The following is a 12,669-nucleotide window of genomic DNA, read 5'->3' as shown; positions in this document are numbered from 1 at the left end:
AAAAAAGCTTGTATACGTGTCCGATTGGACTTTGTCTACAAGCTAAAAAAATCCTGCGCAATACTGCACAGGATTTTTTCCATTTATATTAGCACTTAGGAACAAACGATGCGCCTACGATAATCAACAGGATGAACAACACGACAATCAATACAAAGTCTCCATAACCGCGGGCTGGAGTACAGTATCCGTAACCTGGGGCAGTGTAGGCAGGAGACACAGCAGTTGGCGCCATATTTACATTAGGGGCTGCATTTACATTTCCATACATATCTTGTCACTTCCTTTTAGGGCATATTTATCACTAACTATAGTACTCTGTTGATGCGTGATGTGAGCCCGTCTGCCCTAAAAATGGGTGAAAGTCTATCTATGGGTATTCAGTCCTTTATACAGATAACGCCGATATCTTATACATGAAATCGAATCTTTGTTGTGATGGGCGACGATATGCTGCTTAATTTTCCTGCTCCATTGGGAAACCCCATATCCAGCCGCACTGTTAAAGGAAAGTCTCGTGATCAAACTTGTCAGGTAAGCGGGTTGGCCGCTTCCTTCCTTCCTCATTTTATCAAGGAATTCAATGATCTCCCCCTCGCTCATGATGCCAAGTCCATGGCCAAAGAAACGTCCATCTTCCATAACTACTGCATTGACGCCGCGGTACCAGGGATTATCTGGACTGTAATCCGGGTTATTAAAGTAGACGACGTCGCCTGGCAGTATATGCTCTCCATAAAAGGTGTGAATCCCAAGATCGGGGTCCGTATGCCAGCTGTATAAATAGAGATCCTGAAAAATGAAATCGAATTCAGCTTTACCTATACTATTCAGGACCGCATGGTAATAAATGATGACACAGGCTGTCGCACATTCAAACGCATACAGGGCGCTGTTGCTGAAAATATCTTCAATCGCATCGGACGGATTCACATCGGGCTTAAGCCTGAATCCTCCTGCACTTGTTAGGGTCCAGTAGACAGGATTGCAACTGGCATAAGCAAAAGTGGTGAACACTGCTTTGCCTTCACTCATCTGTTTGGCACTTTCAATCATATTTTTTCGGTATTTCAATTCAAACAAAAAATCCTTGTAAGAAGTATATGAATAGACGATTTCCGCAACAGACATCTTTTCAGCGATTTCTTTTTCAACCCTTCCCAGGTTTAGAGAATCTAGTTGCTCAAAAATCCTCCCCGCTAGTTGTATCATCAGCTTCCCCATCCCGAATAAAATATTTGTTACTACTATTCGTATTCATTAATCTGGTTGAAAATGAAGACACGATGAAAAAAGCCTGTATCCTAGATGGCTTGGATACAGGCCTGATAGGCAGATGTTTCGTCTCCGCCATAGAGAAAAATCTATTTCCTGCGATTCAGCCCGCAGTTCCCGCGGCTACAGCGGCGTACAAATCTCAATATAGTGTCCATCAGGGTCTTCAACATAAGCCACTACCTGTCCCCATGGCTTTTCTGTCGGTTCAAGCAGGACGGGGACTCCTTCCGCTCTTAACTTTTCCACAGTCCCTTTTACATCCTCTGTGACAAGTCCGAGTTCAAACGTCTGCTCTTTCTGCTTTTGGCTTGGAATGGGCAGCCCGGTGATCTCCCTGCCGGATTCCCTTGTATTGAAAGAAAGGGTCGTACCGCCTGTTTCGAGTTCAATATACGTACCCGCCTCCATTTTAATAGAAAGGCCCAGCAAATCTTTGTAAAAATGAATGGTCTTTTTCAGGTCTTCGACATATAGAATGATGTACCCTAACTTTATTGTCACTTAAAATAATCCTTATGATTGTCCTCTTTTCATATTTCGCTTATATTATCTGAAATCCTTTTAATAATGTATTTTCCTTTTGGTAACCAGCCGAGTATGGTTAAATAGATTAAGATGAAATATTCTGACGATAGATATAGGAGCGATAGAATGACCATTACAGGACTAAAAGTAACACTTCGTAAGGTCGAGCCTGAAGACCTGCCGGAACTGTTCAAACTGATTTACGGTGAAGACGATACTCTTCCCGAATGGAAAAACTGGGATGCCCCTTACTTTCCGCATAGCAGACCCAACTATAAATCTTATATAAAAGGAACGACGAGAAAAATCAAAGAAGGCCGCGACAATCAGAGAATGGCGATTATTGTCGATGATATCATCATCGGGACCGTCACTTACTATTGGGAGAATCAAGATACCAAATGGCTTGAGGCCGGTATCGGGATCTACCGCCCGGAATTTTGGAATGGCGGATACGGTACAGAAGCACTGGCTCTTTGGGTGGAACACCTTTTCCAAACGCTTGATATTCCACGTGTCGGCATTACCACCTGGTCAGGAAACGAGCGCATGATGAAAGCGGCGGAGAAAGTAGGCATGATTCTGGAAGGCCGAATGAGGAAATGCCGTTATCACAACGGTGAATATTACGATTCGATCCGGATGGGCATTCTCAGGGAGGAATGGGAAGAAAAGAAACCGGATTTTGTAAAATGACAGGATGAGCTCTGCTCGTCCTGTTTTTTGTTGTTGGGCGAACAGAGCCTTTACCGCTTTAAAGCACGAAGAGGGACAGTCCCTCTTCGTGCTTTAAAGGACTAAAGTGCTCACACCCTCAAAAAGAACCCGATCAAGCCTGTGTGCTTGATCGGGTTCTTTTAGTTGATATAGAGTCCCCACTCTTTGGTTTTTCGGTCGAAGACGAGGTATCCATATGGCTGATTGGCTGAGCGGGCTCTGTAATCGTCGTACATTGTATCCATATTCATATAATCGCCCATCACCCATAGGGGCACCTTGATACTCCCCCTGCCTTTGATCGCTTTCTCGATCGAGATGGCTACTCCCTCTTTAATCTTTTCCTTCAATGAATACATGACTTCCTTTGGAATCGGGGGGAGATTGGTGACTTTTTGGCCTGGAAGGAGGCGCTTAAGCGGCTTGTCCCCTTTTTGCTGTAGAAGTTTGGCAGAGATGGTGCTCCCAAGCATACTGTAAAAATCGTCTGTATAGCGGTAATACGTTTTGTTGAACCAGCCGTCGTCATGGGCAAGGTAGACGAAGCGGTTATTCAGTTTAGAATAAAAAGGGGAATTCAGGCTTTGTTTTGTATGACCCATATAGAGAATTTCAGCTAATTCCTGTCCGCTCAACTGATCGAGCCCGTCCACCTCTTCAAAATCAATCCAGCAAAAATCTCCGTAACTGTATATATCATCCTCCGCTAATTTGCTGACCTCTTTCTTGTTTGTATACTCCATCATCGTATTCATATTGAAGGAGCCGTGATCAAACTGATGCTTGATCATCAACAAATGATTGAGAGGCTGCGGCAGGTTTTTGGAAAAATCACGAAACTCCAACCCGTAAGACATCACATATTTCAAAGCTTCATTTTGATGCACATAAATGACGTCCTTAAAATTGCCGTTCTGTTTCAGTTGTACCACATCCCTTATTCTGGAATCCGAGTCCATAACGTTAATTTTATCAAATTTTGACGAAAATAATATTTTATTCTCATTACATTTTATTAAGTCCGTGTGTTGATGATAATAAAAATGATTTCTCCAACAAAGGAGGCCGGATGATGTATAAAGCACTGCCGCAGGACCAGCTGACACTGCGTACGATCAAAGCACTCAAAGAGGGAAAGAAAAAAGAACTTCAACATATCATGGAAGAATTACAGCCATATGACATGGCCTTGATTTATTCCGACCTGCCAGAGAAACACCAATCCCGTTTCCTCCTCCAATTATCCATACCCGTTCTGGCGGATATGATTCAGGAACTTGCTCCTGACGCACAGATTTCTGCCCTTCAAAAAGTAGGAAAAGAACGATCCGGCAAGGTACTTGATGACATGGATAACGATGATATTGCTTCATTGCTGGATAACATGTCGCACGAACGGATTCAATCATTCCTCGCCGGCATGACCCGAGAGGAATCCTCGATTGTACAGGACATGATGAATTACCCGCCGGAAACCGCCGGCCGTTTGATGACGAACCGCTTTGTCTGGATCAGGAATGATTATTCTGTAAGAGAAGCGGTCGAAAAACTGAAGTCGTTCGCAGAGTTTGCTGAAACTATCAATTATTTATACGTGGTCGACGAAAATCGCAAACTGGTCGGTGTTGTCTCTTACCGTGACCTGCTTCTCGCCGATGCAGAGCATATGATCAAAGATGTCATGTATACGCGGGTCATCTCGACGGGCTTGGAAACGGACCAGGAGGAAGCGGCAAGGCTGATTGAGCGGTATGATTTCCTTGCCATTCCTGTTATTGACGATGAGGGCGTGCTGAAAGGCATCATCACGTTCGATGACATAATTGATGTTGTCATCCAGGAAGCCAATGAAGATATCGAAAAACTGTCCGCATCCGGTAAGGCGATCGATTTTGATACAAAATCCCATGTGGCTGCATACAGACGGCTTCCTTGGCTGATTTTACTGCTATTCATCGGCCTTGTATCCGGGAGCATCATTTCTTCTTTTGAGGAGACTTTATCCAAAGCCGTTGCGCTTGCTTTTTTTATGCCCATGATCGCCGGGATGACCGGTAATACCGGCACCCAATCCCTGGCAGTCGTCGTTCGCGGCCTGGCCTCCAGGGATATCGACACAAAGACAGTCATGAGGCTTGTCGGAAGGGAATTCGGAGTCGCGCTGATCATCGGAGTTACCTGTGCGGTCTTGATAGCAGCCATCGCTTATGTGTGGCAGGGAAGCATCATCCTCGGTTTTGTAGTAGGGATTTCCCTTCTGCTGACACTGATCATCGGGACAATGGCCGGCACAGTGATACCCTTGATTCTATATAAGTTCAACGTCGATCCCGCTGTAGCTTCAGGACCATTGATCACCACCATCAATGACATTTTATCGCTGCTCATATACTTCGGCCTGGCTTCATTTTTCATCCGGTCTTTAATGTAGGGACCACCTTCCAGAATAAATCCGCCATATAAGACTAATTACGGTGAATTGGGGGAATGTAAAAGTGAGAGTCTTTATTCGGAGGAGGTGCAGAGGCCATATCCTCTTAACGTTTTAAGGGGGAAGCCCTTATTTTATGATTGTATTAAATCTATTTCTCGTAGCCGTCCTGATCGGCTTGACCGCTTTTTTCGTTGCTTCCGAATTCGCGATTGTCAAAGTGAGATCGAGCCGGATCGACCAGCTTGTCTCGGAAGGAAATCCAAAAGCAAAAGCCGCCCAAAAGATCATTTCCAATCTTGACGGCTACTTGTCAGCCTGTCAGCTCGGCATCACCATCACTGCCCTAGGATTGGGTTGGTTGGGTGAACCAACGATTGTCGTGCTGCTGAATCCTGTATTCGAAAGCTTCGCCATTCCGGAATCGGTCTCACATGTTGTCGCATTTATTATTGCGTTCAGCGTGATTACATTCTTGCATGTTGTCATCGGTGAACTCGCCCCTAAAACCTGGGCCATTCAAAGAGCCGAACAACTTACCCTTCTGACCGCAAAGCCACTAATCTGGTTTTATAAAATTATGTATCCATTCATCTTCACATTGAATGGTTCAGCCCGCTTCATCACAAGGATGTTCGGCCTCGGAGACGCTTCGGAGCATGAAGTCGCGCATTCTGAAGAAGAACTTAGGATCATTTTATCCGAGAGCTATGAAAGCGGCGAGATCAATCAGTCTGAGCTAGAATATGTGAACAAGATCTTTGAATTTGATAATCGAATCGCTAAAGAAGTGATGGTGCCCAGGATGGAGATTATCTCCCTGGAAAAGGATACGCCATTGAAGGAGATCGTCCGGACGGTAAAAGAAGAAGGTTTTACCCGCTACCCTGTCATCGAAGGCGATAAGGATAATATTCTTGGGGTCATCAATATCAAGGAAATCCTCACCGACTGCTTGAGCAGTGACTGCCCCCAGGATCAGCCGGTGCCCAACTATATCAAACCGATCATCCGGGTCATTGAGACGATCCCTCTTCAACACCTTCTATTGAAAATGCAAAAGGAGCGCTCACACATGGCGATCCTTATTGATGAATACGGAGGGACGGCCGGTTTGATAACAGCTGAGGATATAATAGAAGAAATCGTCGGGGAAATTCAAGATGAATTTGATATCGATGAACGCCCTTATGTACAAAAAGTAGGCGAGACTCATTTTATTTTTGACGCGAAACTGCTGATCAATGAGTTTAACGAGCTCCTCGGGACTGAGCTTTCGGACGAAGAAGTCGATACCATCGGCGGCTGGATGCTCACCCAAAAATATGACCTTAAACAAGGGGACTCCCTGATTGAAGGCGGATATAAGATCACCGCCAAAGAAATGGAAGGTCACCATATTTTTTATGTCGAAGTGAAGAAAATCAATGAGGACTGACCGGAATTTTCCGGCAGTCCTCATTGTTTGCCCAGGAAGCATTAATATGTCAATTTAGGGTAATAGGAAAGATGGAGGCAAAAACCCCTCTAAATCATCATTGTTCAACAATATTTTCTTTGATAGAGTTAAGAGTGGTAACTGGACAGATTGGGAAGCATTACATAGTTCTTTATGGTTTGTATGGGCAGTTGATTATGCTGCTGTTTCTTCTGTGCAGGCCTGCCCTTTCGGATCTTTTGTATGTGAGATTGGTTTTTTAAGGATCTTACCTAACAATTGCTTGCTCTTTTGTAGGTGGTTTTGGCTTTGTGCCCAACCCGAATACCAATCAGGGACTTTTTTGTAGGTAAGTTTGGTTTTTTAATGATCTTACACACCAATTGCTTGCTCTTTTGTAGGTGATTTTCCTTAACAACCAACTCACATACCAATCAAGTAAGTTTGCTTTTGCACTTATAAAAATCATCTAAGCCGTAATCAAATCGTTGCCCTGCTAGCAGGCTCCATCTTTAATGCAACCTATAGGAATACCTAAAGTGTTTGCATCCTGTTTTATATAGGAGCAGCGAGTTGGCTCCACCCATAAATTTACTAACCAAAAACATTTTCATATTTCACGGACTTCCATTAAACTGTACTATAGAATTAAATTAGAATAGGTGAATGCAAATGGAAACTCGCCAACGTTTTTCAGATAAATTCGATTGGGGATTAATATTTTTATTGTTTCTCTTTTTCATAGTCAGTGTCATTGCCATCAGCAGTGCCCAGACATCCGGTCAGTACGCCGGTTATAACTTTGTGCTGCGGCAGGCGTTCTGGTATGTCGTCGGCTTTATCATTATCGGATTTGCCCTCCTTTTTGATCCTGAACAATATCGAAGGCTCGCTTGGTATGCCTATGGATTAGGGATATTCCTGCTTACCGTGTTGATTATTGCACCTTCCAAGATTGCACCAGTCCGGAACGGAGCAAAAAGCTGGTTTGAACTTCCTGGAATCGGATCGGTCCAGCCATCCGAGTTCATGAAAACGTTCTTGATCCTTGCCATTGCAAGGGTAATCAGCAGCCACCATGAGGACAACCCTAAAAAAACCTTAAAGACCGATTTCATTTTACTGATGAAAATCGGAGTGGTCGCCATGATTCCCCTTGGGTTGATCATGCAGCAGCCTGACTTGGGGACCTCGCTTGTGATCATCGCGATTGTCAGCGGGCTGATTCTTGTTTCCGGCATCAGCTGGAAAGTCATTGTTCCTATTTTCACAAGCATCGCTGCGATTGGTGCCTCCATTTTAGCCATGGTGATCTGGGCGCCACAAATCCTGGAAAAATATTTGAACGTCCAGCCCTATCAGTTCGGCCGTATTTATTCATGGCTCGACCCATATAACTACCAAAAGCAGGAAGGTTACCACTTGGTCAATTCCCTGAAGGCCATCGGTTCCGGACAGGTATTCGGAAAAGGCTACCAGGATAAACAGGTTTACATTCCTGAAAACCACACCGACTTCATTTTCAGTGTCATTGGTGAAGAATTCGGCTTCATCGGTGCCAGTATCGTGATCAGTCTGTTCTTCCTGCTCATCTATCATTTGACGAAGACCGCCCTTGATATCAAAGAACCTTTCAGCGCCTATGTTTGTGCGGGGGTTATCAGCATGATCACCTTCCACGTATTCCAAAATATCGGCATGACGATCCAGCTTCTGCCGATTACGGGTATCCCCCTTCCATTCATCAGCTATGGAGGAAGTGCGTTAATGGGGAATATGCTTGCGCTTGGACTGGTCTTCAGCATGAGGTTTTACCATAAAAATTACATGTTCTCTTCAGATGATTCATAAAATTTCCATTAAAATGGTTTCCTTTCACAGAGGAAGTGTGTATAATACTCTCTAACAATATTAGTTCGATGACAAAGAGAGTAGTTTCAAGGCCAGAACTTCAGAGAACCGGGGATGGTGAGAGCCCGGTGTTCCCCTTGAAATGAAGCGCACTTTGGAGAAGCATATCCGAACCGGAAGTAGGGTATGCCGGGTCCATCCCGTTATCTGATGAGCTGCCCTGTTTGGGGAAGAAGAGTGGTACCGCGGGAAACCCGTCTCTATTTTGAGACGGGTTTTTTTGTACCCTAAAACAGCTCTTTGTCATCCGACGTTTTAATCCTTTGGAGGTGGAAAAGATGAATTTATACGATTTTTATGCAACCCTGCTAGAAGAACAGCTGAGCGAAGATATGACCAAAGAAGAAATTTTGGAGGTCATTGAAACGCCGAAATTTGCACATCAGGGAGACCTTTCGTTTCCGTGTTTTCAGTTAGCTAAAAAGAAAAAACAGTCCCCAGCTGTCATTGCAAGTGAGTTAGCCGGTTCCCTTTCCCATTCTTTCTTATTAAAGGCAGAAGCTGCCGGACCTTATGTGAACATTTTTTTCAATGGAAAAGCAGTCGGTACAGAAATCATGACCAGCATCCTATCACAAGGAGATCAATTTGGAAGACTTTCTTTAGGCGAGGGTAAGGTTATCACCATTGATATGTCATCCCCCAATATTGCCAAGCCTTTCTCCATGGGGCATCTGCGCTCAACGGTCATTGGCAACTCCATTGCCCTGCTGGCTGAAAAATGCGGCTTTCAAACCGTCAAAATCAATTATATCGGTGACTGGGGCACCCAGTTTGGTAAATTGATCACGGCCTACAAGAAATGGGGTGACGAGGAAAAAGTAAAAGCAAACCCGATCCCTGAACTATTTAGCCTCTACAAAAAGTTTCATGAAGAAGCAGAAGGTGACCCTTCCCTCAATGACGAAGGCAGAAGAGCGTTTAAACTTCTTGAAGATGGAGATCCTGAAACGGTTGAACTTTGGACCTGGTTTAAAAATGAATCGCTCACAGCCTTTGAAGAAATCTACAACCTGCTGGGCGTCGAATTTGATTCGTATCACGGGGAATCTTTTTACAATGACAAGATGGAAGCGGCAGTGGAATTACTCAAAGAAAAAGGCCTTCTGGAAACATCCGAAGGTGCTGAGGTTGTGTGGCTGGATGACAAAGGCCTTCCCCCGTCCCTCATTAAAAAATCGGACGGAGCAACCCTTTATGCGACACGGGATATCTCAGCAGCTCTTTACAGAAAAAAGACGTATGGTTTCTCACAGGCGCTTTACGTTGTAGGCCAGGAGCAGACTATCCATTTCCGTCAGGTGTTTGCCGTCTTGGAAAAACTCGGGATGCCGTGGGCTGAGAACATGGTTCATATCCCATTCGGGCTCTTCTTGCAGGAAGGCAAAAAAATGTCTACAAGAAAAGGGAGAGTCATTCTGCTTGAAGAGGTATTGAAGGAAGCCATCGATATGGCGCTGACCAATATCAAAGAAAAGAATCCAAACTTGGAAAACGCCGAAGAAACCGCTCTCTGGGTCGGAACCGGGGCCGTTATCTTCCATGATCTTAAAAACGACCGTATGAATGATATCGAGTTTTCCCTGGAAGATATGCTTACTTTCGAGGGTGAAACCGGACCGTATGTCCAATATACTCACGCCAGGGCACAGTCACTCCTGAGAAAATCCCCGCTGCAAGAAGCGAACGATTTCAACGGGCTGGAGGATACAGAAAGCTGGGAACTGATTAAACTTTTGAATAAATATCCCGAAATTATTCGGGATGCGTATGAAAACTACTCTCCATCCATTCTGGCTAAATATATTCTTGCGGTGAGCAAAGCTTTTAATAAGTACTATGGTAAAACCCGAATTCTGGAGGAAAATGACACATTGAATTCAAGGCTTATCGTGGTGAAAGCAGTCACAGATATCCTTAGTGACGGGTTAAACCTGCTCGGAATCAAAGCACCCAAACAAATGTAGGATGTCGATATTTCCCGAGAAATTTTTCAGGATTTTAAAAAAACTAATTGGCAGAACATTTACTGTTTGAACTATGAAAAAAGCAGCCGGAATAAAAATCCGGCTGCTTTTTAGTGTATCTTATGAATACTCAACTCGACCTAAAACTCTTGCAAAAAATAAGCCCCCCAGAAACGTAACAACGCTCAAGACAATGAGTGAGGCACTGTCTGGAATACCAGGATAAATAACGACGATCGATCCAACCACAAGTCCGATGATAAGGGCGTAAGTCGCTGAAGAATATCTCTCCAGGAAGAATTTGATCAACTTACTCATAACGACAATCCCAAGCAAGACACCGATTCCTACGACAAAGATGACGTCAAGCTGAAAATTCGAAATGGCGCTTATGACAGTCGAATAGACGCCGATGATTAACAGGATGAAAGAGCCGCTGATTCCAGGAAGAATCATGGCAGCGCTGGCAATAAACCCTGAGAAAAACAACATGATATAAGTTCCGGCCGTGATGTTCTCGATCACTGCGGTTTCTTCAGATTTGAAGAAGACCATGGAAGCAACGACGACGGCCCCAATCAATAGAAGAACATAATGATTCTGTTTAAACGTATGCTTCATTTCCGATTTTTTTGCCAGGTAAGGGATGATGCCGATGATCAGACCCATGAATAAAAATTGCGTTGGCGCAGGGTAGTGTTCAAAAAGCCATTCAATGAGCTTGGCCAATAATAGAATGGAAGTGACGACACCCATTCCCAGCGGGATCAAAAACCTCAAGTGCTGTTTCCACTCTTTACTGAAAATGCCGTTGATAGCAGCGATCAGCCGGTCGTAAATGCCGAGCATGACGGCGATCGTTCCGCCGCTTACGCCAGGAATCACATCACTGGCGCCCATTATCATACCTCTATATATATTTTTCCATTCCCACATTAGATGATCTCCTTTAACTTTTTGTTGCGTTTATCTTTTGATTGACGGATTAACACCGCTACAACAGTTTATCATCAACCGGGTTTATTTTCTATATAATCAATAGCCCCCTGTCCAATTCTTGGACCTTCTGCAAACATTTTTGCTTAAAAAGTGGGTTCTCACTCGACCTCTCTTCTTTCTTCTTCACCGACAATAAAGGGGATGTGATGCTTCAACACTTCGAGATGGACAGGTGTTTCAGTATACACCTCACCATCCATGTCAATCTTCTGGACAGGGATGGTTTCGAGCGAGGCACTCCGGGTGCGAAAATGGAGGATGTCCCCGCTTTCTTCATTCAGCCTGCCCGTTCCTTTTGCGGCAAGCAGCTCTTTTAAAAGCCGGAATCCCGCTTCTTTTATAATAAAGATATCAACCATGCCATCATTATATTTCTGCGGAGGCAGGGGCAGTTCACTCGTGCCGATGAATCTACCGTTTGCCACGAAGACCATGACTGCCTCTTCCTCAACAGCCTTCCCATCGATTTCTGCTTTGAAGGTAAAGCTTTTCGCTTCCTGTATGGTTTGGAATGCACTGAGGTAATAGCTTAACTTGCCAAATACGCCTTTCACGGCCTCATTGACATTCTGGGAAGCATTGGCAATGAGGCCCACTCCCCAAAAATTTGAAAAGTAACGGTCGTTCGCCTTTACGATATCTATGTTTTCGGTCATACCATGCTTGATGAGGCGCGCTGCCTGCTTGATGTCCTGGGGAATCCTTAAAGAACGGCTGAAGTCATTACAGGTTCCAGCGGGAAGAATAGCCGTTTTGGGAGCAGCCCGGAGTTCAGCCAAACCATTAATACATTCATGTACAGTGCCATCGCCTCCAAGAATGATGATAAGCTCATAGTTTTCTCCTTTTTCCCTGCAGACACGCTCTGCATCTGACTTGCTTTTGGTCCCATAGAGAGTCAATTCATCGCAGCATGATGACAGTTCACCTATGCAGTTCCCCAAAGTTGAGTCCAAGTCTCCCTGACCTGCTTTTCCATTATAGATTAATAAAGCATTTCTATAGTGGTTCATATCCTTCAGCCCCTTACTGTTTTCACTCATGATACCTTGTTCATACCACTTTCAACGCATAAAAAAACACCTAACAAAAATGTTAGATGCGGGTCAGGCTGTATACGAGTCGTCTTGAGGAACCGTTTTCATCGATTTGCAAGCAAAAGCGAGCCTTCCTCTGATATAAGATTGAGGGTCATAAGCGATATTTTCATTTTTAATTCTGTGAATCTCTACCTCCGCAAATGTGCCAAGGGCCCTGCAAATGTTATCCAATGCCAGCTTAAGCGCTTGCGGATCATTGACCAGTTTCCTGTTCATGCATTGATACGAGAGTTCATCAGCCTTTCGTCTTATCCCTTTTAGCGTTTCCAGGTCGAACATGGATTCAGGCATACTCTTCCCTCC

12 protein-coding genes and 1 other annotated feature are annotated in these 12,669 nt (G+C 44.4%); of the genes, 5 read left to right on the top strand and 7 right to left on the bottom strand.

Annotation, left to right across the window (positions count from 1 at the left end; translation table 11 throughout):
• Nucleotides 1-88 precede the first annotated feature (88 nt).
• The 3 genes from V1502_RS01285 to V1502_RS01275 form a co-directional block, all read right to left on the bottom strand.
• The gene (locus V1502_RS01285) at nucleotides 89-235 is read right to left on the bottom strand and encodes a YjcZ family sporulation protein (RefSeq protein ID WP_409254263.1); all 147 of its coding nucleotides are present in this window, start codon (nucleotides 233-235) and stop codon (nucleotides 89-91) included.
• Between the two features lie 131 nt (nucleotides 236-366).
• Nucleotides 367-1,212, bottom strand: coding sequence for a protein-glutamine gamma-glutamyltransferase (locus tag V1502_RS01280; protein ID WP_409252613.1), 846 nt, complete (start codon nucleotides 1,210-1,212; stop codon nucleotides 367-369).
• Between the two features lie 186 nt (nucleotides 1,213-1,398).
• Nucleotides 1,399-1,779 carry a VOC family protein gene (locus V1502_RS01275; protein WP_409252612.1) on the bottom strand — a complete coding sequence of 127 codons (381 nt, stop codon included), beginning with the start codon at nucleotides 1,777-1,779 and terminating at the stop codon, nucleotides 1,399-1,401.
• 150 nt (nucleotides 1,780-1,929) lie between these two features.
• Between V1502_RS01275 and V1502_RS01270 the strand changes: the two genes are divergently transcribed.
• The gene (locus V1502_RS01270) at nucleotides 1,930-2,499 is read left to right on the top strand and encodes a GNAT family N-acetyltransferase (RefSeq protein WP_409252611.1); all 570 of its coding nucleotides are present in this window, start codon (nucleotides 1,930-1,932) and stop codon (nucleotides 2,497-2,499) included.
• A 161-nt stretch (nucleotides 2,500-2,660) separates the two neighbouring features.
• Here the strand turns inward: V1502_RS01270 and V1502_RS01265 are convergent, their stop codons facing one another.
• Nucleotides 2,661-3,407 carry a hypothetical protein gene (locus tag V1502_RS01265; RefSeq protein WP_409252610.1) on the bottom strand — a complete coding sequence of 249 codons (747 nt, stop codon included), beginning with the start codon at nucleotides 3,405-3,407 and terminating at the stop codon, nucleotides 2,661-2,663.
• A 185-nt stretch (nucleotides 3,408-3,592) separates the two neighbouring features.
• Here V1502_RS01265 and mgtE point away from each other — a divergent pair, with 185 nt between their 5' ends.
• From mgtE to argS, 4 genes are all read left to right on the top strand, one after another.
• Complete coding sequence (mgtE, locus tag V1502_RS01260; protein ID WP_409252609.1) at nucleotides 3,593-4,951, top strand: magnesium transporter; 1,359 nt, start codon at nucleotides 3,593-3,595, stop codon at nucleotides 4,949-4,951.
• Nucleotides 4,952-5,087: 136 nt separating this feature from the next.
• A complete protein-coding gene (locus V1502_RS01255; protein ID WP_409252608.1) occupies nucleotides 5,088-6,389 on the top strand; it encodes a hemolysin family protein in 1,302 nt (433 codons plus the stop codon).
• A 672-nt stretch (nucleotides 6,390-7,061) separates the two neighbouring features.
• Nucleotides 7,062-8,240: an FtsW/RodA/SpoVE family cell cycle protein gene (locus V1502_RS01250; RefSeq protein ID WP_409252607.1), complete on the top strand. Its 1,179-nt coding sequence runs from the start codon at nucleotides 7,062-7,064 to the stop codon at nucleotides 8,238-8,240.
• A gap of 59 nt (nucleotides 8,241-8,299) precedes the next feature.
• Nucleotides 8,300-8,505: a binding site (T-box leader), on the top strand.
• 73 nt (nucleotides 8,506-8,578) lie between these two features.
• Nucleotides 8,579-10,267, top strand: a complete 1,689-nt coding sequence (gene argS / locus V1502_RS01245; protein WP_409252606.1) for an arginine--tRNA ligase — start codon at nucleotides 8,579-8,581, stop codon at nucleotides 10,265-10,267.
• Between the two features lie 120 nt (nucleotides 10,268-10,387).
• On the opposite strand, the gene V1502_RS01240 is transcribed toward argS, so the two are convergent.
• The 3 genes from V1502_RS01240 to V1502_RS01230 all read right to left on the bottom strand — a co-directional run bounded on the left by V1502_RS01240 (nucleotide 10,388) and on the right by V1502_RS01230 (nucleotide 12,657).
• Complete coding sequence (locus V1502_RS01240) at nucleotides 10,388-11,203, bottom strand: DUF368 domain-containing protein (protein ID WP_409252605.1); 816 nt, start codon at nucleotides 11,201-11,203, stop codon at nucleotides 10,388-10,390.
• 161 nt (nucleotides 11,204-11,364) lie between these two features.
• Nucleotides 11,365-12,279 (bottom strand): diacylglycerol/lipid kinase family protein, encoded by a 915-nt coding sequence (locus V1502_RS01235; RefSeq protein ID WP_409252604.1) that lies wholly within the window; start codon nucleotides 12,277-12,279, stop codon nucleotides 11,365-11,367.
• A gap of 93 nt (nucleotides 12,280-12,372) precedes the next feature.
• Nucleotides 12,373-12,657: a hypothetical protein gene (locus V1502_RS01230; RefSeq protein ID WP_409252603.1), complete on the bottom strand. Its 285-nt coding sequence runs from the start codon at nucleotides 12,655-12,657 to the stop codon at nucleotides 12,373-12,375.
• Between the last annotated feature and the right edge of the window lie 12 nt (nucleotides 12,658-12,669).

It is taken from the genome of Rossellomorea sedimentorum, from assembly GCF_046237645.1.
Taxonomy (GTDB): Bacteria; Bacillota; Bacilli; order Bacillales; family Bacillaceae_B; genus Rossellomorea; species Rossellomorea sedimentorum.
Note: the sequence above shows the minus strand (reverse complement) of the source record. Positions and strands in the feature narration are given on the sequence as shown.

What these genes read in the sequence shown, in the direction of transcription:
- V1502_RS01285 (WP_409254263.1), bottom strand. Translation starts at nt 235, where the DNA reads ATGGCGCCAACTGCTGTGTCTCCTGCCTACACTGCCCCAGGTTACGGA.
- V1502_RS01280 (WP_409252613.1), bottom strand. Translation starts at nt 1,212, where the DNA reads ATGATACAACTAGCGGGGAGGATTTTTGAGCAACTAGATTCTCTAAAC.
- V1502_RS01270 (WP_409252611.1), top strand. Translation starts at nt 1,930, where the DNA reads ATGACCATTACAGGACTAAAAGTAACACTTCGTAAGGTCGAGCCTGAA.
- mgtE (WP_409252609.1), top strand. Translation starts at nt 3,593, where the DNA reads ATGTATAAAGCACTGCCGCAGGACCAGCTGACACTGCGTACGATCAAA.
- V1502_RS01255 (WP_409252608.1), top strand. Translation starts at nt 5,088, where the DNA reads ATGATTGTATTAAATCTATTTCTCGTAGCCGTCCTGATCGGCTTGACC.
- V1502_RS01250 (WP_409252607.1), top strand. Translation starts at nt 7,062, where the DNA reads ATGGAAACTCGCCAACGTTTTTCAGATAAATTCGATTGGGGATTAATA.
- argS (WP_409252606.1), top strand. Translation starts at nt 8,579, where the DNA reads ATGAATTTATACGATTTTTATGCAACCCTGCTAGAAGAACAGCTGAGC.
- V1502_RS01240 (WP_409252605.1), bottom strand. Translation starts at nt 11,203, where the DNA reads ATGTGGGAATGGAAAAATATATATAGAGGTATGATAATGGGCGCCAGT.
- V1502_RS01235 (WP_409252604.1), bottom strand. Translation starts at nt 12,279, where the DNA reads ATGAACCACTATAGAAATGCTTTATTAATCTATAATGGAAAAGCAGGT.
- V1502_RS01230 (WP_409252603.1), bottom strand. Translation starts at nt 12,657, where the DNA reads ATGCCTGAATCCATGTTCGACCTGGAAACGCTAAAAGGGATAAGACGA.